The 19,952-nt window shown below is 41.4% G+C and carries 27 protein-coding genes; 5 read left to right on the top strand and 22 right to left on the bottom strand.

Features of this window, described 5'->3' with window-relative positions:
• Positions 1 to 236 precede the first annotated feature (236 nt).
• The 3 genes from K7R23_RS25770 (at position 237) to K7R23_RS25760 (ending at position 2,377) form a co-directional block, all read left to right on the top strand.
• Entirely contained in the window at positions 237 to 1,244 is a 1,008-nt protein-coding gene (locus K7R23_RS25770; RefSeq protein ID WP_000243325.1) for a replication initiation protein, read from the top strand.
• A gap of 65 nt (positions 1,245 to 1,309) precedes the next feature.
• Positions 1,310 to 1,714 (top strand): hypothetical protein, encoded by a 405-nt coding sequence (locus tag K7R23_RS25765; RefSeq protein ID WP_000654312.1) that lies wholly within the window; start codon positions 1,310 to 1,312, stop codon positions 1,712 to 1,714.
• A 135-nt stretch (positions 1,715 to 1,849) separates the two neighbouring features.
• On the top strand, positions 1,850 to 2,377 hold the full coding sequence (locus tag K7R23_RS25760; protein ID WP_000577047.1) for a DUF2726 domain-containing protein: 528 nt from the start codon (positions 1,850 to 1,852) through the stop codon (positions 2,375 to 2,377).
• Between the two features lie 306 nt (positions 2,378 to 2,683).
• Here K7R23_RS25760 and K7R23_RS25860 read toward each other — a convergent pair whose 3' ends face one another.
• From K7R23_RS25860 to K7R23_RS25740, 5 genes are all read right to left on the bottom strand, one after another.
• The gene (locus K7R23_RS25860) at positions 2,684 to 2,899 is read right to left on the bottom strand and encodes a hypothetical protein (protein ID WP_000399460.1); all 216 of its coding nucleotides are present in this window, start codon (positions 2,897 to 2,899) and stop codon (positions 2,684 to 2,686) included.
• Between the two features lie 49 nt (positions 2,900 to 2,948).
• Entirely contained in the window at positions 2,949 to 3,200 is a 252-nt protein-coding gene (locus K7R23_RS25755) for a hypothetical protein (protein ID WP_000905714.1), read from the bottom strand.
• A gap of 36 nt (positions 3,201 to 3,236) precedes the next feature.
• Positions 3,237 to 3,539 (bottom strand): hypothetical protein, encoded by a 303-nt coding sequence (locus K7R23_RS25750; protein WP_001062963.1) that lies wholly within the window; start codon positions 3,537 to 3,539, stop codon positions 3,237 to 3,239.
• Between the two features lie 165 nt (positions 3,540 to 3,704).
• Positions 3,705 to 4,364 (bottom strand): division plane positioning ATPase MipZ, encoded by a 660-nt coding sequence (locus tag K7R23_RS25745; protein WP_000516230.1) that lies wholly within the window; start codon positions 4,362 to 4,364, stop codon positions 3,705 to 3,707.
• A 104-nt stretch (positions 4,365 to 4,468) separates the two neighbouring features.
• Entirely contained in the window at positions 4,469 to 5,293 is an 825-nt protein-coding gene (locus K7R23_RS25740; RefSeq protein WP_012908952.1) for a tyrosine-type recombinase/integrase, read from the bottom strand.
• 345 nt (positions 5,294 to 5,638) lie between these two features.
• Between K7R23_RS25740 and K7R23_RS25735 the strand changes: the two genes are divergently transcribed.
• Both K7R23_RS25735 and K7R23_RS25730 read left to right on the top strand, forming a co-directional pair.
• Complete coding sequence (locus tag K7R23_RS25735; RefSeq protein WP_000190053.1) at positions 5,639 to 6,118, top strand: hypothetical protein; 480 nt, start codon at positions 5,639 to 5,641, stop codon at positions 6,116 to 6,118.
• 438 nt (positions 6,119 to 6,556) lie between these two features.
• A complete protein-coding gene (locus K7R23_RS25730) occupies positions 6,557 to 7,348 on the top strand; it encodes a PD-(D/E)XK nuclease domain-containing protein (RefSeq protein ID WP_000163250.1) in 792 nt (263 codons plus the stop codon).
• Here the strand turns inward: K7R23_RS25730 and K7R23_RS25725 are convergent.
• The 17 genes from K7R23_RS25725 to virB11 all read right to left on the bottom strand — a co-directional run bounded on the left by K7R23_RS25725 (position 7,339) and on the right by virB11 (position 19,951).
• Positions 7,339 to 7,569, bottom strand: coding sequence for a hypothetical protein (locus K7R23_RS25725; protein ID WP_000175869.1), 231 nt, complete (start codon positions 7,567 to 7,569; stop codon positions 7,339 to 7,341). The genes K7R23_RS25730 and K7R23_RS25725 overlap by 10 nt on opposite strands.
• Positions 7,570 to 7,651: 82 nt before the next feature.
• On the bottom strand, positions 7,652 to 8,308 hold the full coding sequence (locus K7R23_RS25720; protein WP_001333378.1) for a hypothetical protein: 657 nt from the start codon (positions 8,306 to 8,308) through the stop codon (positions 7,652 to 7,654).
• A gap of 103 nt (positions 8,309 to 8,411) precedes the next feature.
• Positions 8,412 to 8,876 carry an H-NS family histone-like protein gene (locus K7R23_RS25715; RefSeq protein ID WP_001293133.1) on the bottom strand — a complete coding sequence of 155 codons (465 nt, stop codon included), beginning with the start codon at positions 8,874 to 8,876 and terminating at the stop codon, positions 8,412 to 8,414.
• Between the two features lie 15 nt (positions 8,877 to 8,891).
• Entirely contained in the window at positions 8,892 to 9,098 is a 207-nt protein-coding gene (gene hha / locus K7R23_RS25710; protein WP_000850859.1) for a hemolysin expression modulator Hha, read from the bottom strand.
• A complete protein-coding gene (locus K7R23_RS25705; RefSeq protein ID WP_012908954.1) occupies positions 9,095 to 11,248 on the bottom strand; it encodes a type IA DNA topoisomerase in 2,154 nt (717 codons plus the stop codon). The genes hha and K7R23_RS25705 overlap by 4 nt, the downstream gene beginning before the upstream one ends.
• Positions 11,249 to 11,252: 4 nt before the next feature.
• The gene (locus K7R23_RS25700; RefSeq protein WP_012908955.1) at positions 11,253 to 11,828 is read right to left on the bottom strand and encodes a hypothetical protein; all 576 of its coding nucleotides are present in this window, start codon (positions 11,826 to 11,828) and stop codon (positions 11,253 to 11,255) included.
• A gap of 10 nt (positions 11,829 to 11,838) precedes the next feature.
• Positions 11,839 to 12,168: a hypothetical protein gene (locus K7R23_RS25695; protein ID WP_001330833.1), complete on the bottom strand. Its 330-nt coding sequence runs from the start codon at positions 12,166 to 12,168 to the stop codon at positions 11,839 to 11,841.
• Positions 12,169 to 12,188: 20 nt separating this feature from the next.
• Positions 12,189 to 12,941 (bottom strand): hypothetical protein, encoded by a 753-nt coding sequence (locus K7R23_RS25690; RefSeq protein ID WP_000988355.1) that lies wholly within the window; start codon positions 12,939 to 12,941, stop codon positions 12,189 to 12,191.
• A 278-nt stretch (positions 12,942 to 13,219) separates the two neighbouring features.
• The gene (locus K7R23_RS25685) at positions 13,220 to 13,732 is read right to left on the bottom strand and encodes a thermonuclease family protein (RefSeq protein WP_001221547.1); all 513 of its coding nucleotides are present in this window, start codon (positions 13,730 to 13,732) and stop codon (positions 13,220 to 13,222) included.
• The gene (locus K7R23_RS25680; RefSeq protein WP_012908957.1) at positions 13,729 to 14,163 is read right to left on the bottom strand and encodes a hypothetical protein; all 435 of its coding nucleotides are present in this window, start codon (positions 14,161 to 14,163) and stop codon (positions 13,729 to 13,731) included. The genes K7R23_RS25685 and K7R23_RS25680 overlap by 4 nt, the downstream gene beginning before the upstream one ends.
• A gap of 71 nt (positions 14,164 to 14,234) precedes the next feature.
• A complete protein-coding gene (locus tag K7R23_RS25675; RefSeq protein ID WP_001103395.1) occupies positions 14,235 to 14,486 on the bottom strand; it encodes a hypothetical protein in 252 nt (83 codons plus the stop codon).
• A 95-nt stretch (positions 14,487 to 14,581) separates the two neighbouring features.
• A complete protein-coding gene (locus tag K7R23_RS25670) occupies positions 14,582 to 14,809 on the bottom strand; it encodes a hypothetical protein (protein ID WP_000803716.1) in 228 nt (75 codons plus the stop codon).
• A 28-nt stretch (positions 14,810 to 14,837) separates the two neighbouring features.
• Positions 14,838 to 16,253: a YadA-like family protein gene (locus tag K7R23_RS25665; RefSeq protein WP_000869132.1), complete on the bottom strand. Its 1,416-nt coding sequence runs from the start codon at positions 16,251 to 16,253 to the stop codon at positions 14,838 to 14,840.
• Positions 16,254 to 16,353: 100 nt separating this feature from the next.
• A complete protein-coding gene (locus K7R23_RS25660; RefSeq protein WP_001350475.1) occupies positions 16,354 to 16,659 on the bottom strand; it encodes a TrbM/KikA/MpfK family conjugal transfer protein in 306 nt (101 codons plus the stop codon).
• Positions 16,643 to 17,065, bottom strand: coding sequence for a cag pathogenicity island Cag12 family protein (locus tag K7R23_RS25655; protein WP_001328552.1), 423 nt, complete (start codon positions 17,063 to 17,065; stop codon positions 16,643 to 16,645). The genes K7R23_RS25660 and K7R23_RS25655 overlap by 17 nt, the downstream gene beginning before the upstream one ends.
• Positions 17,066 to 17,073: 8 nt before the next feature.
• Positions 17,074 to 18,936 (bottom strand): relaxosome-coupling protein TaxB, encoded by a 1,863-nt coding sequence (gene taxB / locus K7R23_RS25650; protein WP_000847103.1) that lies wholly within the window; start codon positions 18,934 to 18,936, stop codon positions 17,074 to 17,076.
• Complete coding sequence (gene virB11, locus K7R23_RS25645; protein ID WP_000017224.1) at positions 18,923 to 19,951, bottom strand: P-type DNA transfer ATPase VirB11; 1,029 nt, start codon at positions 19,949 to 19,951, stop codon at positions 18,923 to 18,925. The genes taxB and virB11 overlap by 14 nt, the downstream gene beginning before the upstream one ends.
• Between the last annotated feature and the right edge of the window lies 1 nt (position 19,952).

Here is a 19,952-nt window from a genome sequence, read left to right as displayed (position 1 = left end):
TTAGATCACATTTAAGATGTTTGGCTCGATGGGTTTTTGATGATGCATTCCCTTCTGGTTTGCTGTATTGACTGCCTCTGACTGAGGGTGAAAATGCGCCGTTCAGCCAGGTTTGACTCTTCAAACAGGGGACAGATTTATGGTTTATTAGTTATGTGGGGACAAAAAAAAATTGCGTCCCTAGTTTGGGTGTGAGAAACTTCTTTTGATTTTTAACTCACAGGAAGGGGATCTGTATGGTCTTAAAGAATAATAAAAATAGCGACTGTAATGATGTTCAAAGTTTGTTGGCACAGGGAAATCAATTGCTGGAAGGTGCATACGATATAACGCTAATTGAAATGCGTCTTCTGTATCTGGCATTGACTAAGATTGATAGCCGTAAACCGCAGCCTGCAAATGAATATACATTGTTTGCGAAGGAATACAGGGACACTTTTTCTTTAGATTCGAAAAATTGTTATGAACAGTTAAAATCTGCTGCGAGTTCTTTAGGCTCAAAGCCAATTGTTACGTATGAATGGAACGAGGCAAAAAAAAGGATCGATGCAGTCAAACGATTCTGGTTTTCTTCAATAAGATATGGTGTTGGGAATAGTGAAAGTGACATAACTTTGCGTTTTTCAGATTCGGTCAGTCAATATCTTTATGAACTGAAAAGCGAATTTACACAAATGAATCTTGAACATATGGTGAAACTGGATACACCATTTTCATTTCGACTTTATTCGTGGTTATATAAATATAAGAATCTGAACCGAAATAAGAAACATAGTGGAGTGATCTCGACAGATCCTATAACCATTGAATGGATGAAGGAGCGAACCGGCCTTACAGGGAAATATCCAGTATATAAGGATTTTAAGAAACGGGTGCTTGATCCTGCTGTTGATATTATCAATGCAAATACGAATCTGAGTGTTACCTATGAAGGTATCAAGTCCGGCAGAAAGATCGAGTCTGTTGTGTTCACATATCTTGTAGAGAATGAAACATATGATGGAAAAAAAATAGCAACTAAACCGTTACGTCCTCGATTGCCATCAAGACCAAGGGTCATTAAAGGAAGCTCTGCGGAGGTTGCCTGGGCAAAAAAATGTATCGATGTTATGAAAAATTACCTTATCTCTTTAAGGGAATATGATGATAAGTTAAAATTATCAAGGCCAGATCTTCAGAAGGTTAAGTTATGGCATGAAATAACCGGATGGGATTTCGAAGAGTCGTTCTGGTTTAGTGATTAAAGAATGCTGCTGTTTACGTTACCCGTTTTTTCTCTTTTTATAACTCACTTAAAAGAGAGGATGATATGAAAGATAACATCGTGGATTTTCAACGTATCAGGAGAGACCTGGGCGCTCATTCAACAGATGTTGCAAATGATGCCGTTTATTCTGACAAAAAGAAAACATCCAGGTTCTTTTATCTGCTGACACCTGTCAGATACCTTCTGGCTGCTTTCCTTTATCTGGTTGTTGTTATTCCATTGGGGATTCTTGCGGGATTTCGTTTCTTGTTGCAGTTTTTAGGCGGTATCGCAGTGATGGGTTTAACTATCGCCTGGTATATGGGCGCAGATGTCAGTGGTTACGTTGTTCTTGCTGCATGGATCGCCTTAACTGTTTGTGGTTGCGCAGAGCAGATTTTTGAATGGTGGATCGAAAGCCGTTTTGCGTTCCGTCTTTTTGGTATCGGGAGAACGCCGGAAGAATGAGCGCCGATCTTACAGACAGTAAAGAACAATGCAGGATAGACAATCATGGTCAAAATGTTAACATTTTATCCATGATTGTCCAAAAACGATGTTTTTGCCTGTGCCTGCCGCAGGCTCTTTTAAAAGGAATATGAAATGATATTTAACCGTAATAAAAAACGAGATGAACAACAGAATTCTTCTGTTGTTTTGCCATCAACTGAAAATGTATTCTCTGATTTTATTAAGAACAATCCAGCTTTGACAACCAATGCTTTTACAGCCATTGGGGAGGTTGATTGTTTTACTAAAGTACCCTTACTCTCAAATAAGGAATCAGAGTTTTTAGGCATTCTTTCACGTAATATTATACCTGATTATTCCGTTTTTCCCAAAATACGACTCATTGAATTTGTTCGTCCTCATGGTAGCGAGGAAGCTGTAAAAGAATTAATCCGTGAAGTGCAGAATATAACCTGTGATTTTGTCCTGAAATCATATGATGAAACAGTCCTTGCTGTTATCCAGTTTGGTGAAACTGCAACCGTCAGACAGCAAAAGAAAAAACTGATTATCCAGCGTGTGTGTGCTATGACAGAAATTTCTTTTTTCGAATTTAAAAATACTGTCGATATGATGGGGAGCGAAGACTTTTGTCAGTTCCTGCGGGATGATGAAGAGTAAAAATATTAGAAATTAAAAATAAGCCCACATATTTGCGGGCTTAACAAACGCATTGTCATAATTTATTGTCTGTTATCCTCTAAAATAATTAATAATGGTCCTAACATAGTTGTAAATACCAATGCTGCTATACCAATCATACCGTACTTGTTTGGTACACATGATAATAATAAAGAGCACGTAGATACAGTTATATAAAATATTCTGAAGTTACTTTTTTTAAATAGTGATGATATATATATTATACATAACGCTATAAGATTAAACGCGATTGAATTTATCATTGTTTAATCCTCTTTTAATTGGTCAGCACATATCGATCTTACCGCCCAGTAACATAAAAATGAAAACCGTTGTTACTGGGAGCAACATTGCCAGGATGAAAACGATTAGATTACTTTTCCTGCCAATATTGAATACTATACCAGCCAGCAATACTAAAAAGAAAAATGCAACTGGTACTGTCCATGTAATGACAGGATGATAGTTTATAATGCCTAAATCAAAGATGCAGTGTTCCATAGATTGAGTGCCCTAATGTCTGATTATAAACTGGTATTATTACGTATCGTCACTTCACAAAATCTTCTGGTTTTATACTTGATTTAAACTCTTCTTCTTTAGAACGTTCTTTTTGCCATGCTATATACCATACAAACAAAACAACAGTTCCAATGACAAAGTACGATGCTGGTTCCAGTAATGCTGAGATACTGTCACCTGAAAATTTCCATGCACCATAACCCGCAAGAACCAGTCCAATAACAGGCTGCACACAGAGCATGTAAAAATTGAATACAGATTTAATTATCTTTATGAGCATATTTTTATCCCCTTTAATAGTGTGTAATAAAACACTCTATTTATTCACGGTTGGTCTTCCTGCTTTCGGGCTGTTTTTCCTTATATCATCAAACAGCCTCCGACGTTCTTCTGCTGATACCAGACGTAACGCTGCCAGTGCTGCTCTGATTACTTCAGCACGGCTTGCACCGTACTTGTTCTGGAACTCCTGCGCTGTATCCAGATCATCATCTGTCATAGTCAGATTTATACGCGTTACTGCGGATGCCGATGCTGGTTTTTGTGCAGCAGAACTTACAAACTGGCGTAAATCCAGTGGTTTAATTTCCTGATCTATTTTCTTTGGGATCTTTGCCATAAGGTATCCTTTTTATAAGGTGTGTAACTATACACATCATTTATGGCAGGGAAAGTTCCGGCATCCACGTACTGCAAATTGCCAGGCTTGGTCAGATAAGCCATCCCCGCCGTATATCGCATCGGATATGGGTATATTATCAAATTTGGTGTGTAATAATACACATTACAGAATATCCGTTTCTTTTAACAATAACTCAATCTCGCCACGGGCTTTGTTTCCCCGTTTATCATCGTATTCATGTACGCCCATACCGTTGTTATAGGCTTTTTTATGCGCAGTACGCATATAGATACGCTGGCGGGGAACCGGAAGCCAGTCTGGATCATCATTGAGTTGTCGGCGCAGTTCTGACGCTTCACTGTCTGACGGGTTAGTTGAGCACTTATTCAGGACAATCCATGCTTTCATTGACGGATTGACTCCGGCCTGTGCTGTTTTAATGTCGAAAACCAGCCGTCCCAGTGTGTTGATCTCAATGCCTGATCCTGGCTCAATGAATGTGAAAAGAATGTGAGCACAACTCAGAGCTTTAACGAACGCCGGAGATTTCATGCCTGGTGTATCAACAAACACATAATCAAAGCGGGCGGCCAGCTTTTGTGCCATAGCCGGAATATCCGTGTAGCATTCGAAATACGGTATTTCTGACAGTCTGGCGTTGGTTTTACGATCCTCGATGAAATCCTTGATACTTCCCTGTGAGTCTGTTTCCAGGAAACAGGCTGTTTTCCCTTTCTTTATGACACATACACATAAGGAACAAAGCACGGTGCTTTTTCCTATGCCGCCTTTGTGTCCTGCAACTGTAATGATTTTTCCCATCACAAAATCCTCCCGGCTAAATAGTGTGTATTAATACACAATCTTTTGTGGTGAAAGTATAACCGTACAATTGCGTGCTGGCAATAGTTTAATAGTGTGTATTATTACTCATTATTAATGCGCTCAGGGTATCCAAGAAGCTGTTTTGCAAGCTGTGGATCGCAGGTAAAGGACAGGCCACTTCCTGTAAGGACGTCCAGCGAAAAAACGCGGGTGTAAATCTCGGTGCTTCTTGCATAACGGTGTCCCAGCAGGGATTGCAGGACGCGCGGAGGAACGCCACTCATTGTCAGGTGCATGGCGTAGCTGTGGCGGAACGTGTGAGGAGTGACCGGAACCGAAAATGTTACGCCGTCACGCTCTGCCCGTGCCACTGCGGTGTTTATCCAGTTCAGCGGTGTCTGTCTCGATGTTATGTCCCACACAGGCTGATGTTTGATCCGCTTTTTCCAGGTCGCCAGGTATTCCCGCATACGCAATGCGTATCCGGCATCCAGAACAGGAACCAGCCTTACAGCAGGCTCTGGTGGTTTTCTGTATCGCGGATCAGGATGTAATGGTGGATGCCTGGTGGTCGGGCGTCCAGGTCTTCTTTCTGCTTCTTTTATACGTTGCTTGAGTGTTTTCAGGATCACCACGGGTTGCGGGTACTGGCGCGTCGGAGTCAGCATAAAATCAGCAGGTTTCAGCGCCAGAGCTTCATTCAGTCGTGCTCCGGTATTCCAGAGTGTCTCAAAGTACATGCGGATGCTCAGATCATCAATGTAGGAGAGAAGCAGTGAGACTTCCGGTGCTATCAGATATTTTGGCATTCCTGCGCCAATCTGTGCCGCCAGATCCCGCATATTACGGGCTGCATCGGGAGAGATGGTTAAATTCCAGGCGTCGCTACGTGAAATCTGGAAAATTTTGGCGGGTAAGTGACTCAATTTTTAAATCTCCGCACCTGTTTTTTTGGGATGTGTCAGCAATTATGACCTAGAGCAGAGGTGCGTCCGACAATAAAAATTCCGATCACCAAAAAAAATTTTGGACATTTTTTCCGATAATGCATTTTTGTCCAGGCGGATATGAACGGCAGGGCAGGACGAAATCTGGAAGTTATCCTGAATTACCCAGGATATGGGCGCGTATGCCGGAGCAGAGCACCAGATAAAGGAAATGAATTTAGTGTATGTTGTAACTAATAAGGTCTGGACAGAAAATGCTGTATGTCCAGTCTGTGCTGGAATTATACTGGCAACCATGATCATCACAGGAAGAACGAGTAACAGATGGCGACTGAGTGGGTGGATGTGGCTGATAATGCCGTAAAAATAGGTTTGGGGTCGTTGCTGACTATTTTAGGGGGGTGGCTGACTCTTAAGCTAACACAAAAGCACGAATTAAAAAAAGAAGCGGCAGTACAGGGATTAAAAGATAAAGAAATAAAAACCAAACGATATGTGGAATTTCTGGCCTTGTCTCAATCTCTCATGCAAAAATATTTATATGAGCAGTGTGAAGCAAATAACGATGATTATCTTGCCTATCTTCGCATACATAATGAGATAACGATCACGTCAGGTTTAGCCATAAGGAAAGCAGCATTTAAACTCCAGTTTGATGTTTCTACTTTCATTTTCTACAACAAAATACACGACACAGAACTCATTAATGCACTGAGGGATAAGGCTAGAAATTCTGTTTCCATGTTTCAGGCCATTGTGAATGAGGAAATCTGCAACGGAAAGTTTGGCACAGCAAGCCAGTAGCGCTGGGCAGAATTCCCTGGCTGTCCAGGTGAGCCAGGGAATTAAACGAAGGTGTAAAAAAGTCGCTGGCGCGGCTAGTTTGATGTTCTTTGGAGGTAACGTTTACCTAACCCATAAACAGCAACCCACAGCAGGCATGGGATCAGGATTACCGATTCGTACCTGAGGTAATCGCTTAAGGTAAGGCTGGATTCAAACCATGAGAGCAAAATAACCGCCCATACAGCACTTACCAGAATGGCACCGTAAAACATGTTCTTGACGTTCATAAGACACCACCGCTGTTGAAATGGCTGGTTAAATTATACTAGGCCAGCTCCAGCACAGCCAGCAGAACTGGACGAAATTACCTGAATGTCCAATGTGAACGGAAGAAAGCCAGATATGGTAGAATATTAAAATTCACAGGTATTATTAGCATATAATTTGGATTGCGCTATGACGAAGAAGACCTTAGCTGAAAGATTTGAAGTGCTTGAACAAGAGTACAATTCTGTCATGTCGACAAAATATATGGGAACAAGTGCATTTAGTCACAGAAGCCAGGAATATATTGATTCGGCTAAAGGTAATAACTGGATTGCAAGAGCAAAAAAGTTACTTGAAGACAGTTATGGAAAGGAATCTGATTACTACAAAGATTTTAATGATACACAAAGGATTGCTTGGTCTAGTAATTATCAGGGATTGGTTAGACATTACAAACCTATTTTTGATGCAGCCAGAGACGATTTAACTTACTCCGGCACGGCATCGACTATAGCAACAAAACATGCCGAACTGGATTTGATTATAAATATACTCAATAAATTTCCAGCTTTTTGTCGTCAATTAAAGCAACGATACAATGACAGAACGCCGCTTGAAATTAATGACGAGTATGATGTACAGGATCTTGTTCATGCTCTTCTGCTGCTGCATTTTAATGATGTCAGACCTGAAGAAAATTCACCTAGCTTCGCAGGTTCATCATCCAGACAGGATTTTCTTCTGAAGAAAGAGAAGATTGTCATTGAAGTGAAGAAAACTCGCCGCTCTCTAGGGGCAAATAAAATTGGAGAGGAACTGCTCATTGATATGGCCCGTTACCGTGCACATCCGGACTGTGAGACGCTAGTATGCTTTGTATATGACCCTGAAGGTTGGGTGACTAACCCTAAAGGTGTGATAGACGATCTTGAGGGGAAAGATACCGAAGGAAAGACTAGAGTCGTGATAGCTCAGTTCTGATTTTCACTATGCTGGACAGAATGACCTGTATGTCTAACTGCCTGGCGAATTAAACCGGAGCGAGGGTAATCTTGTTCAAAAATACTGTAGCGATCGCAGCTGAGGATCGCGCTGGCCAGCGCGATCGATGCGTCACCGGCGCAAAGCTGATTTGTTGTTTTACAGTGAGTTAGGTTGTTTGCAGTGCGAAAAATATCGGTGAGTATTTTTGATAGAGTCATTAACGGCGGTGCGCTACGTGAAATCCGTGAAAAAGCAGGGGATATACGAGGGGTATTTTTCACGTAGCAACACCATTACAGCCTACCGTTCAGCAGACCATCCATCATTTTTCAAAACCAGTGTAATACGTTTTGTTTGTTTCTCTTTCAAATCAGACTCAAGTCCTAAAAATGCAGCCCGAACATCATCGCGTTTCGCCCATTCAGCGATACTGGTGGGACTGAATGTGTAATTCACCTGCGTGATCTTCATTCCCATAGCATCACCAGGTTCGGTAAAATCAACTATCTCATCCACCTTATAATGACCGACGCAAAAATCAGGTCGTTCCGGAGACTTCAGATATTTTTTCCCCTCATCCGTCAGAGCATATTCACGACCAGGCACTTTTTTACCCGTCTTAGTAAAACCAATAACGTCATCAACCAGGGTATCTTTTACTGTTAATAAATCGGCTTTAACCAGTACATCCAGCGCAGAAAACTGTCGAGAATTTATTTCATCTGCCCGTTCCTGAGATGTATATCGATTAGCCTGAGCCACAGCTACCTGAACCGGATAAGGCTTACTATCAAATATTCCCAGCGGACTAATGGTAATGCATTCCTTCTCTAGTCGAGTATTAATAGCTTTTTCAAAGTTTTGCTTATTAGCATCTTTTGGTGAATCACACCCTGCCAGCAAGAATGAACTCAAAGCAACAAAAATAACCACTACTTTTTTTGATTTGATCATCATTTTCCCTCTTTATCAAACGATAAAATTTCTTGCCAGCGCCGCTGGCTGTTCTGTCCCCTCCATTTGCCGTCGCAAACTTGTTTGCGACGGCATCACGATTATTTTATTCAACCTGCCCAGGTTGCAGTTTGTCAATGAGGAAATCTTCCATGAAATGGCCCTCATCAAGCAGCTTCTGTAAAGCAAGCGGACGCTTGCCATTACCAGACCATTCTCTGATCTCGCCATTTTCATCCTTAAAGCGGTATTTAGCCTTTCTTACTCCGCCTTTGGCTTTCCGCCTGGTTTTCACTGTATCAGCTGTTACAGGAGCAAGGAGTGATTCGGGATCAAGACCTAAAGATATGATGTATTCAATGGCCTGCTGACGTTTGGCTTCAAGTTCCTGGCGTTCAGCCGCTTCACGTTCAGCATCTTCACGACGTTCTTCAATAACAACGTTGAGCTTTTCCTGCATTTCGAGCAACTGCTCAAAATCAATCTCACGGGCAAAAACACGCAATGAACGAATATTCATCATAGTCCGGCTGATAATGCCGTATTCATCTTCTTTAGTCAGTTCGCTCATAATTAATCCTCTTGTTTAGTGGACGTACTTCCAGACGCCGGAAGGAACCTTATCATAAAGTTTATTCATCACCAGTTCTGCGCGGCGATGGTCTGCGGCAGAATAAAATGCCTCTGATTCTGATAAAGGCAGCTTGTAACGGTTAATCTCAATAACTTTTTCAAGAGTATCTCTTGATGTACATTTTCTTAACTGAAAAAGCCATTCCTGCTTTGTTTTCACTTCTTAGCCCTTGCCGGAAAACCCAGCTTCCCTGTTTTCTTATCCTCAAGAACAAGAACTGTATCATACGTTCCACTGTTTTTCTTTTTAAATCCATTAATCAAATCGGTTTTCCCTGATTTAACCAGTTTTTCTGCCTGCGCCTGGGTGATTTTCTTACCAGAAAACTCACTCCAGATTTTAAATTCACATCCGGTACAGAAATAACCTTTTGGTCTGATAACAATATGTTTACCACAGGAAGGGCAGGGAGAGTCCAGGCGTTGAAACTGCCCTGCTGGCGCAGCGGGTTCAATCTTCATCTCGCCCAGGTCAACATCAGAAATCATGCCTGTCAGTTCACCGTACAGCTCATTAATAAACTCTTCAACCGTCAGGTCGCCATTTTCAATGGCTGTCTGCTTTTCAGACCATAATGCTGTCATATCAGGATTAACTGCTATACCAGGCAGGGCATCAATAAGCGCATATCCGGTATCAGTAGGAATAAGTTTCCCTTTTTCCAGCGTGATATAGTTTCTTTTCTTCAGCGTTTCCAGAATGGCTGCGCGGGTAGCTGGCGTACCAATGCCACCATGTTCATCCTTTTTATCCCGATCTTTATCCTTCAGTAATTTTTTAATCACTGGATCAGTGACAAAATCTGCGACACGAACAAGCGCGGCAAGTAAAGTGGCTTCGGTGAATAATGGCGGTGGTGTTGTTTTCTTCTCATTCACAACCACTTCTTTTGTCGTCACTGTTTCTCCTGTGCGAATTTTACAGAGCAGTTCAAAAGCGGAATCATCATTATCTTCTGATTCACCTTCGTCTGTGGTTTCCGCGCCAAGAAACGCCTCAAATCCGCTGTCAGTTGTTTTTCTGGCACGGGCACAGAACGACTCATCACCACACTGAATGGCAACCGATACTTCCTGGTATGCTTTTTCAGGCATGAACTGAACAAGATAGTGTTGTGCGATCGCCAGGTAAACATTGCGCTCGTCGGTGCTGAGTGCGTTAACATCAGGCACACTGGCGGTCGGGATTATCGCAGTATGCGCAGTCACCTTTGCACTGTTAAACGCTTTGCTTTTACGTGCAGAATCAATATCCAGCGACTGAGGAAAGACTGATTTCAGGGCATCGATAACCTGCGGTGCTTCGCTGAATTGTTCATCAGAAAGATATGAGCAATCAGAGCGGTTATAAGTAATCGCTTTATATTTTTCACGTAATTGTTGCGTAATATCCAGCGTTTTTTGTGCCGTCATTTTGAACTTTTTGTTCATGTATTGCTGGAGTCTGACCAGGTTAAACGGCAACGGCGCAGCCGTTTTTTTATCATCAGTTGCTGCCGCTTCAACTGTAGCCGGTTTTCCGGCAAGGGATGCAGCCGTTCCGTCTGCCCACGCTTTATCAAGTAATTTACGGTCTGTCAGCGGAGCAAATTCCCCTGGCTTCCAGTTCGCCCTGATAACATCAGCACCACGCTGAAAGACTCCGGTCATGGTGTAGTAAAAACTGGATTTATGGTTCTGGTTAGCACGGGTACGGTTCACAATCAGGCCAAGAACGGGAGTCTGGACGCGCCCGACAGACAGAACACCCTGATATCCTCTGGCCTGTGCCGGAATGGTGTAAGCACGCGTCATGGAGAAGCCATAGACGGCATCAGCAACTGAACGCGCCAGCGCCTTAAGGTAAAGCCCTTTGAAATCACGATTATCTTTAAGATTTGCCAGTGCCTTTTTCACTGCCGGAAGCGTGTTGTCGTTAATCAGAACGCGCTTTACGGGTTTTGTGTTTCCTGCATATTCCAGGACTTCATCAACAAGTAGCTGTCCCTCATCATCAGGATCGCCAGCGTGAACAATTTCAGTCACGTCTCCACGTCTGATAAGTTCGAGAATCGTTTTAACCTGTTTTGCTGCACTTTCAACAGGCTGATACTTCACGGGATAAAGACGTAAAGGAAGCGTTTCAACCTTCCAGGCTTTGTATTCAGGATTATAGTTTTCCGGCGGCTGTGATTCGATAATATGACCAAAACAGTTAGTCACAATGGCGTTATCACTTTCAAACCAGCCATCATGGCGGGTAAAATTGCCACCAAGTGCCTTAACAATATCATTTGCTACTGCGGGTTTTTCTGCGATAAAAAGTCTCATTTTGTTATCCTTTACATTGAATTAATCTTTTTGCACAACGGATAGCACGTTCTTCTGATACTGCCTGTTGCCAGTTATCTTCACTTACTGGATGTCTGAATCTGCGTTCACAGCCATTAAAGGCAAAAATTCCCTCACGGTTAAGTATATTAGTTGCGATATCCTGGTCTTTAATTCTCAAAAAGGCTGTTACGGCAAAACCAGAATATGAAGCAATTTTTGAAATAATGCATTCATCAGCTTTTATTAACGCTGCAAAAGGAACTATCTTTTGATGTCCACATGAAATCACAGGGAGTGTGTGAATATCATAATAAGCTATTGAATGACAATCCATGCGGGTATCATCAATAGCTGCCAGCCAGAATCCTGTCTGGTCTTTTATTTTTCTGCTAATATCTGAATCTGAAACACCAGGATTTAATAAATATCCACCATAACAGACATGGAAGGGGTGAGCAGATTCATCAATATCAGGAAGTTCTTTTACCGGATTTTCTTTCCAGTCCTTCAGAACACCAAATTCAAGAGCATCCAGCAAAAACTTTCGTTCAAATCCATCAAACAATGCATATTGCATATGAAACCTCTCAAAGAAGCTCTGATTTGTTGACCTCATGGTGAACCAGTTCACCATTGCGTAAGACAAACAGATAAGAAAACTTTCTTTCCTTATCTTTCAGCCAGTTTTTGTATTCAGAAAGGATAAACGGCCAGTCATCAGTGCTGTAATGAGATTCGATGACACCAGAATAACAACGGCTACCGTCATCACTCTTTTCACCTGTGAATACAATACCTTCTCCTGGAATTTCGATATAATGACCACTGTTCCATTCAGGGAATGGGGGGATATCAACCGACATTTCTGCCGTTTTATAGTCAATAACTCTCGACACACCTATTATTATCGTTACCATCTTTTTTAGTCTCTACGGATTCATTTAAACCAGCCATACGGATATGCAGGGAACGTCAACCAACTCTCAATCAAGAATTCCGTTTCTTCATTCCAGTAAAAATAAAATCCTCTTTCATTGAACCAGACATTAAAACCATTGATATTGCCTATTTCTTTTGCACCAGAATATAAACGCTCAACATAGTAATAAGGCTGAAATGAATCGAAAGTCGTTGTTCTGACAAACTCCTGACGTGATGATTTTAATATGGTGTCACGTTCATCTTCAGGGTCCACCATTGCACCTGTATTAATATCAAAACCAATATATAAAGTTGTCCCCGTCATGGCTTGTTTTACGAATTTCTTCCAGAGCTTATTATTAATGGTTATTACATGCTTCTGAATTATATCTACGAACTCTTTTCTGACTATATCACCGTAATCCTCGACTCTTTTTTCAGGAACGCTGATAACAAACTCAACAGTATCACCTTTATCATGGTTAAACAGAGGCTTTAAAGGCTCTTCGCTTTCAAAATTACTTCTGAATGCCGCTACATCACGAACAAAACAGGACATATATTCATATTTTTCATCCTTAAACATCCCCTGTAAATCTTCACCATGTTGCAAGGCATACAGGCAAACTCGCTCATACAGGGATGATTCCGTTACAGTGACGTAAGCTGCACCTTCTGTCATTAAGTCATTGACACGGATATCAGCACTAATCTGCACTTCACCACCGATTCTTTTATTGAATCGTTCTTTATCATGTTTTGTCATCATTGTTTTTATCCTCTGATTTAAAGAGAAGCCTTTAAAATTGCACAAAGATAAAAAGACAGAGTCATTAGTATCCCTAATAAAGCGATGATAACCATCTCAACTGTTTCAGATATATTAAATTTTCTGTGTACAGTTCTTAATAAAAATTGACCCGTTGCCACCCAGAAGGCAAAGAAACAAACCACGAACACTGAATTATCGAGTAAATCGTATAACGAATACATCCAGTGACCAGCCGGATATGGCAAACCAAAAGAAGAGTGCATTTTCTTTGTCCCTTAATTTCTAATACGCCATTCCCACGGTGGAACCGGATTTGTATCAGCCCATAAACCACGCTTTTGTTCCTGCGCTTCCCGTTGCAAAGCCGGTAATGACTCATCCGCGTTGTAACGTTCATATACCCATGCAGCGCCAGACTGAACCATAAAGCGGCTGGCATCCGTGCCGTTCGTCGTGAACACACGACCGATAATGCGTCCGTAGCGGTCTGTCTGCGTATAAGAGACGGTAACTGATTGTCCTGCGAGCAGAGCTTTAAGCTGATTTGCTGACCAGCGCCCGAAAGCCTGTTTTTTCTCCGGTGCATCAATGTTTGCCAGGCGAATCCTGACAGGCTTTTTATCCTGCAATACTTCAATGGTATCGCCATCGAGAACACGAATAACTTTCCCCTGGATTTCCTGGTTAAATGTAGAAAGTATTCCTGCTAAAGCATCAGGTATTCCACCTGCATTTGCAGACTGAAAAGCAGTAAACAGGAATAAAATCACGCTTAACAAAATCCTCATTCAACATCTCCTTTTCTGTTTCTACGATAAAATAGTTCTTCCAGTGCACTAAAATTAAATGTAAACCAGACCACAAAGCCAACAACAACTGACGACCAATAAAAATATCGAATGGAACCGTCAACAGACTCCTGCCAGTCAGCAGCATCAACTAACGTTGTTATACATTTATTTTTTAATACATGTTCAGTTGTGGAGTTTGTCAACTCCATATCCTGTGGTACGCCCTTTTCGAAAAGACAGACGTTAACCTTATCAGAAGGAGTATCGGTTATAAGCCCCCTGGCCTCTTTTAAAAATGAACCAGCAATTGAGTTATTAAATAAAAAAAACATAAAAACAACAAATAAAGCTATTGATGGAGTCGTGATAAAACTAAAAACAAAAACTTGCCGAAGCATACGATTAACACAACTGAATTTATTCATCATAAAACTAACGCCCTTCGGTTGTTCAACGCCGCAAATCCCAGATTAAAATCTGGAATCTGCGGCGTTTACCTTTATCTCTGTTCGGAAGGATTCTGGATAAATTTTATTTCATCAATTTCTTCAACTGAAATACGCTCTGGTGTAGTCCTTAAACAAGAAGCCATAAGTGGCGTTTCTTTCCCCTTCTCCACGCTACCCAACACAATTCTGGTCGGGCAATTCTGATTAACAGCCTCCAGTAAACGGTTTAACTCGTCATCAGAATGAGTCTCTTTTACCTTGTTAATATCAGATGGTGCGGTTACAAATCTAGTTACATTCATAATTATTGTCCTGCAAATAAAAGTCTGACACAGGCTGATAGTAGCACTTTGCAAACTCCAGATTAAATCTGGAGCCTGCAAGAATGACATTAGGATTACTTACAACCTTCTGACCAGCCAATACGATTCATGGCAGGAGAACAATCAGATTTAACCAATTTACCTTTCATCCATTCAGCTTGTTTTTTCCCCGCATCGGTATTCTCATAGCTTTGTCTTTCCATATTACTTGCACCAGTTTTCTGACTGTTAGCCGAGTTCTGTTTTGCAAAAGCAGAAAAGGTCGTCAGTGACAGAATCATTGCATAAACTAATGGTTTCATTTTTATCTCCTTTCACATAGATAATTTATTACCAGCCACCCGCAAAACCTGCGCCAAGAACAGTGTTATGAGATGAATCCCATGAAACGTTAAGGCGCACGTTTGTGTTTAATGACGTTTTATATTGAATGCCTGCTGCAATCGCATTTCCATTCTGATAATTACCAACGCCAATACCATATGAGAAACTATTTTCAGCAACATACGGGATTGATGATATTGCTGTTACACCTGCAATACCGGCATTAAGACGTTTTTCCGCACGTTCAATTTTACTGTTTAATTGTTCGAACCGCTGATTTGATTGATTGCTTAACTGACTGAATCGGTTATCTGTATAGTTATTCGCATTTAGTTCAGCTTTATCGGCTGCATTCTGAGCATACTGTATGCTTTGCTCGTATTTTTCATTGGTATAACTGATACCTTGTTGATATTTCTTATCCGTATAGTTGTTTGATGTGCTGATTGCCTCATTTTTGGCATTGTTGATATTGGTATTCAACTCTGTTTTCGTATCACTGATTTTACTGTCAGTATAACTGTTGGATGAACTGACCGCGTCGTTCTTTGCCTTGTCGATACTGGCGTTCAGTTCTGTCTTCGTGTCACTGATTTTGCTGTCAGTGTAACTATTCGACGAACTGACCGCGTCGTTCTTTGCCTTGTCGATACTGGCGTTCAGCTCCGTCTTCGTGTCACTGATTTTATTGTCAGTATAACTGTTGGATGAACTGATCGCGTCATTCTTCGCCTTATCAATATTGGCGTTCAGTTCCGTCTTCGCATCACTGATTTTGCTGTCGGTGTAGCTGTTCGACGAACTGATCGCGTCGTTCTTCGCCTTGTCGATACTGGCGTTCAGTTCTGTCTTCGTGTCACTGATTTTGCTGTCAGTGTAACTGTTCGACGAATTGATCGCGTCATTCTTCGCACTATCAATATTCGTATTCAGTTCATTTTTAGCATCTGTAATTTTATTGTCTGTATAGTTGTTTGCGTTCTTTTCTGCCGCTTCAGCTTTTTCTGCCGCATCTTTGATTGCCTGGTTAGCTGTCGATTGAGCATTTTGAGCAACCGTATTAGCAGAGTTCGCTGTATTTTGCGCCGTATTCGCTGTGTTCTGTGCATTCTGTGCCGCTGAATTAGCCTCATTTGCTGTTGTCTGAGCTTTATTCGCGGCTGTTTGTGCGTTTTGCGCAGTAGACGCAGCAGTATTCGCAACAGACTGTGCATTTTGCGCTGTAGAAGCAGCACCATTTGCAACATTTTGTGCATTCTGTGAGTTTGACAGTGCACTATTAGCTATGCCTTTTACACCATCGACACAATCCGAAATGTTAAGAGTCTCCTTGTTACCCGTAAGGTGATACTCACAATCTGCATATGCACTACCAGCAGATAAGCACAATAAAATAGCTATAATAGATTTGGTTACTTTCATTTCTGATACCTGTGATTGTAACTAATCATCACATTTCGTTGGCGCGAAATGTGATACTTGCAGTACCCTGATACCCGTTGGCGCGGGTATCAGGTTTTAATTAACCTCTGACACGACCAAACTTACTCATGATTTTCGATATAGCAGCAGGATCAGCCGTTGAACACTGATTCAGAAATGCTTTACGGGCATCAAATGTTTTACTCCAGCGAATGCTTCCTTTTTTCTTTTTCAGAATATTAAAAAAATCCTTTTCAGCACTTCTGCACTCACTCCCTCCACCTTGCCCGACTGCTTTTCCATATAAGCAAAGTACCGAAGCGCAAGGATCAGATGCATTAGCATTTGTTGATATTAATCCTAACGCCAGCAAGGCAGGTAAAACCACTCTATTTTTTCCAGTCATTTTTCACCTCGTTTTGTGCTTTAATGAAAACTATTTTTCCCTGTTCAGGTAAAAAACTTTTCTCGTTTCGCCACTCCACGACTGCTGTTGCCCCTTCCATCTTCAACAGATCTCTGATTCGAAACCACAGCCCAGCATCATGTGTTGTCACTACAATCCTGTCCGCATGAGCCAGAGCGTAATAAAACGTCGGCGTTCTGGCCTGTACTCCGGATAAGGAAGTGATCTCATAAACCCATCCTTTACCGCTAACGTCTGACTTTATGACACCGTGAAAATCGGGGACATATGGCAATGAGGGATTGATCACTTCATTTGCCTTTTCAAACTGCACGGGTGTTGGCTCTGGCGGTGATGAACAACCAGCAAGGATAGAAATCAATAAAAACACTAACTTCTTCATCATGTTCTCCTTTATGCCGCTTTATCGAGATCAGGAACTTCTTTTACTGCCAGATACCCTTTTGCGACGATTTCATTTTCAAATACTTTCTGTGGAGGCATAACCAGCTTTCCTTTCTTCCTGGGGAAAATGTTTGCAAGTTCCGGAGCAACCTTCACAAAATCACCAAAGAAATACTCATGGAGATAGTAGAATGCCTTTTCACAACGAATCGGGTTTTCTCCCTTCATTGCCAGGATTTCTTCACTAAATTTCAGTGTAAGTAGTTCATTTGTTGTTACCAGTGGACGCTCAATAAGGCTTTCTGATTCAGATCTCGATGTTCCTCCACGACTACGACTTTTGCTTTTCGAACCGATAGTTACTGTTCGTGTTCCCATCGCTTCTGATAACTCCCGCGCATCTTTAACATCAGAAGCGGAATAAACGATTTTACAGGGTGCACTTGCCAGTAATGTTTTACTGCCTGCATAACTGTAGATTTCCTCAAGCTGAGAGCCGACCTGGTAAACAATCAACAATTTCAGCTTGTAACCAGCAATGAGTCCAGATTTACTCTTGATGTAATCTACAGCACCAATTGACGGGAATTCATCCAGTAGAAAAAGGCAGTCATGTTTTATTTCCGGATCATCCGTTGGCATCTTTTCAAGATTCACCTGTATAGCAAGCTGAAAGAAAATATTTGTTATTTTTTCAGCCAACCTGGCATTATCACCAGAAATACAGAAATAAATTGTCATCCGCTTTTTCCGCACCTGCCGCAAATCAAAATCATTTCCATCAGTAGCATTTGCCACATTGGGGTTAGCAAACGGTGATAATCCATTAAGAAAGTTGCTTTTGAGTTGTGCTTTTGTTTTATCCTCCATCTCAATGAATGCCTTAAGGCCAGCGACACCAATATCAGCAAGCGTTTTGTCTTTCCCCCTTAATTCTGAACGAATATCATTCATGAATGAAAGAAGATGTTCGGGTTCTGCACGCTCAAAAAGCTGATTAATTTTAGACATTGAGAAGACAGGCTCAATATCAAGCGTTTTTAGTCCAGCCTTATCATTCTTAATCATAAACCATAAAGCGACAGCATAAGATTTAAAAACACCCCCCGCCGTCTTATTAAGATAGCTACCAGCATCCGCACCATCTGTCTTATAGGGGTAAATAATCAACGCAAGATTTTCAAGCTGATTAAAACCTTCACTCGTTCCCATGCTGACATAATACAAAGGGTTAAAGCGGTGCGTTACCGGACTAAAGGGATCAAATTTATAAACCTCATGACCTAAAATCACCTTCCTGATAAGACTGGTGATATTAAAACACTCCCTTTTTGGATCGAGAATAATAACACTCCACCAGTACTTCATAAGATTAGTGATGACTATACCTGCACCTTTACCAGCCCTTGTTCCGGCTCCCATCGCACTGAATGCTGCTCCCACATAGCGTATGATTTTCTTGTCTTTTATACCAACGATAATCCCGTCTTTTTCGTCACCGTCAAGCGTGAAACTGTTAGACTCACGAATATCATTAGTTGTCGCAAATCGCGCATCACCAAAAATATTATCTTTCTTCTCGTTCAGTTTTATTAACGCCGCAACAGGGATAATAAGAGACACGACAAATCCTGCTCCAAGTGCAACAAAGGCTAAAACTCTGATATCCGTAGTCACAACAGATAAAGTAAGGCTGTCTGTAAAAATATCCATCCTGTACGCATCAATGGATCTGAACACAGCCTTCAATGGTTTCAGATTCTTTATCTGGCTGAAGTAAAGCACAAAGAAAATAAATGAACCTGCAAACCATGCCGCAACAAGCATAACAGCAAATATAAAAACAGATTGCGACTTATTAAAAGTTTTCACATTCAGCCCCTTTGTAATAGATGTCGCTCATATGCCTGACAACACCATCCCTGCCTACATGAACAACAATATCAATACTGTCCATAATGATTTTACGAAGAACATCAAAAGGAAGATTTTGACATTCTCTGTTCTGATAACATTTTGTCACCATCTGAATGATGGCATCTTTTGCCGAGGCCGCGTGAATGGACGTCATGCTTCCACTGTGACCAGAACCAGCAACTTTCACAAAATCCCAGGCATCGCCACCTTTAATTTCCGCCAGTAAAATTCTGTCAGGTTTCATTCTCAAACAGGATTTGATTAATTTCGCTGCTGTTATGATAGAGCCGGAATCACTGCCGGATTCCGAAGGGTAAAAAAGATGCACATAATTTTTATGAATAAAAAATTTGATTTCCTCCGCATCTTCAATCGTAATCAGCCGCGTATTCAATGGTATGAAATCGATAAGACTCTTCATATAGGTTGTTTTACCGGAACCCGTTGCTCCGGCAAATACAATGGTTTTCCCTGCTGCTACGGCAAGCTCCATAAAAGCAGCGATATTTCTCGCTCTGAATAAATCAAGAAGCTCATCATCGTATGTCCTGTGTTTTTTTCCTGACTGGACATAATCATAAAAACCGTTCGCCACATATTCTTTATGCGTTATCTGCCGTGTCGATGGTTTACGTATAGTGATTGAAATAGTATTTCTCTCACATGCAGGAGGAAAAACGACCTGTACACGTTCTCCTGATTCCAGTGTTGCTGAAAGTAATGGCTTGGTATCGCCGATTTCATCTCCCCGAAATGATGCCAGCGTCTGAGAAAACCGTTTACAAAAATCAAAGGTCACACCGTCATTATTATGGAATGTCCAGTCACCATTAATTTCCGTCCAGATTTCACCAGGACGGTTGACAGCAATTTCTGTTAGCCCTTCAATATCAAGAAAAGACTGGAATACTTGATTTTTATAAAAATCGAGCGATTTATTGCTAATGCTGACAGGAATAACGCCACTCATA

This window comes from Citrobacter rodentium NBRC 105723 = DSM 16636 (assembly GCF_021278985.1).
Classification (GTDB): Bacteria; Pseudomonadota; Gammaproteobacteria; order Enterobacterales; family Enterobacteriaceae; genus Citrobacter_A; species Citrobacter_A rodentium.
Note: the sequence above shows the minus strand (reverse complement) of the source record. Positions and strands in the feature narration are given on the sequence as shown.

Bases quoted from the DNA above. Each gene is read 5' to 3' on its own strand.
- K7R23_RS25670 (WP_000803716.1), bottom strand. From the start codon at position 14,809: ATGAAACCATTAGTTTATGCAATGATTCTGTCACTGACGACCTTTTCT.
- K7R23_RS25680 (WP_012908957.1), bottom strand. From the start codon at position 14,163: ATGATGAATAAATTCAGTTGTGTTAATCGTATGCTTCGGCAAGTTTTT.
- K7R23_RS25655 (WP_001328552.1), bottom strand. From the start codon at position 17,065: ATGATGAAGAAGTTAGTGTTTTTATTGATTTCTATCCTTGCTGGTTGT.
- K7R23_RS25675 (WP_001103395.1), bottom strand. From the start codon at position 14,486: ATGAATGTAACTAGATTTGTAACCGCACCATCTGATATTAACAAGGTA.
- K7R23_RS25695 (WP_001330833.1), bottom strand. From the start codon at position 12,168: ATGGTAACGATAATAATAGGTGTGTCGAGAGTTATTGACTATAAAACG.
- K7R23_RS25705 (WP_012908954.1), bottom strand. From the start codon at position 11,248: ATGAGACTTTTTATCGCAGAAAAACCCGCAGTAGCAAATGATATTGTT.
- K7R23_RS25685 (WP_001221547.1), bottom strand. From the start codon at position 13,732: ATGAGGATTTTGTTAAGCGTGATTTTATTCCTGTTTACTGCTTTTCAG.
- K7R23_RS25725 (WP_000175869.1), bottom strand. From the start codon at position 7,569: ATGACTCTATCAAAAATACTCACCGATATTTTTCGCACTGCAAACAAC.
- K7R23_RS25765 (WP_000654312.1), top strand. From the start codon at position 1,310: ATGAAAGATAACATCGTGGATTTTCAACGTATCAGGAGAGACCTGGGC.
- K7R23_RS25715 (WP_001293133.1), bottom strand. From the start codon at position 8,876: ATGAGCGAACTGACTAAAGAAGATGAATACGGCATTATCAGCCGGACT.
- virB11 (WP_000017224.1), bottom strand. From the start codon at position 19,951: ATGAGTGGCGTTATTCCTGTCAGCATTAGCAATAAATCGCTCGATTTT.
- K7R23_RS25730 (WP_000163250.1), top strand. From the start codon at position 6,557: ATGACGAAGAAGACCTTAGCTGAAAGATTTGAAGTGCTTGAACAAGAG.
- K7R23_RS25770 (WP_000243325.1), top strand. From the start codon at position 237: ATGGTCTTAAAGAATAATAAAAATAGCGACTGTAATGATGTTCAAAGT.
- K7R23_RS25690 (WP_000988355.1), bottom strand. From the start codon at position 12,941: ATGATGACAAAACATGATAAAGAACGATTCAATAAAAGAATCGGTGGT.
- K7R23_RS25750 (WP_001062963.1), bottom strand. From the start codon at position 3,539: ATGGCAAAGATCCCAAAGAAAATAGATCAGGAAATTAAACCACTGGAT.
- K7R23_RS25745 (WP_000516230.1), bottom strand. From the start codon at position 4,364: ATGGGAAAAATCATTACAGTTGCAGGACACAAAGGCGGCATAGGAAAA.
- K7R23_RS25700 (WP_012908955.1), bottom strand. From the start codon at position 11,828: ATGCAATATGCATTGTTTGATGGATTTGAACGAAAGTTTTTGCTGGAT.
- K7R23_RS25660 (WP_001350475.1), bottom strand. From the start codon at position 16,659: ATGACTGGAAAAAATAGAGTGGTTTTACCTGCCTTGCTGGCGTTAGGA.
- K7R23_RS25755 (WP_000905714.1), bottom strand. From the start codon at position 3,200: ATGCTCATAAAGATAATTAAATCTGTATTCAATTTTTACATGCTCTGT.
- K7R23_RS25860 (WP_000399460.1), bottom strand. From the start codon at position 2,899: ATGGAACACTGCATCTTTGATTTAGGCATTATAAACTATCATCCTGTC.
- K7R23_RS25720 (WP_001333378.1), bottom strand. From the start codon at position 8,308: ATGATGATCAAATCAAAAAAAGTAGTGGTTATTTTTGTTGCTTTGAGT.
- K7R23_RS25665 (WP_000869132.1), bottom strand. From the start codon at position 16,253: ATGAAAGTAACCAAATCTATTATAGCTATTTTATTGTGCTTATCTGCT.
- K7R23_RS25760 (WP_000577047.1), top strand. From the start codon at position 1,850: ATGATATTTAACCGTAATAAAAAACGAGATGAACAACAGAATTCTTCT.
- K7R23_RS25735 (WP_000190053.1), top strand. From the start codon at position 5,639: ATGGCGACTGAGTGGGTGGATGTGGCTGATAATGCCGTAAAAATAGGT.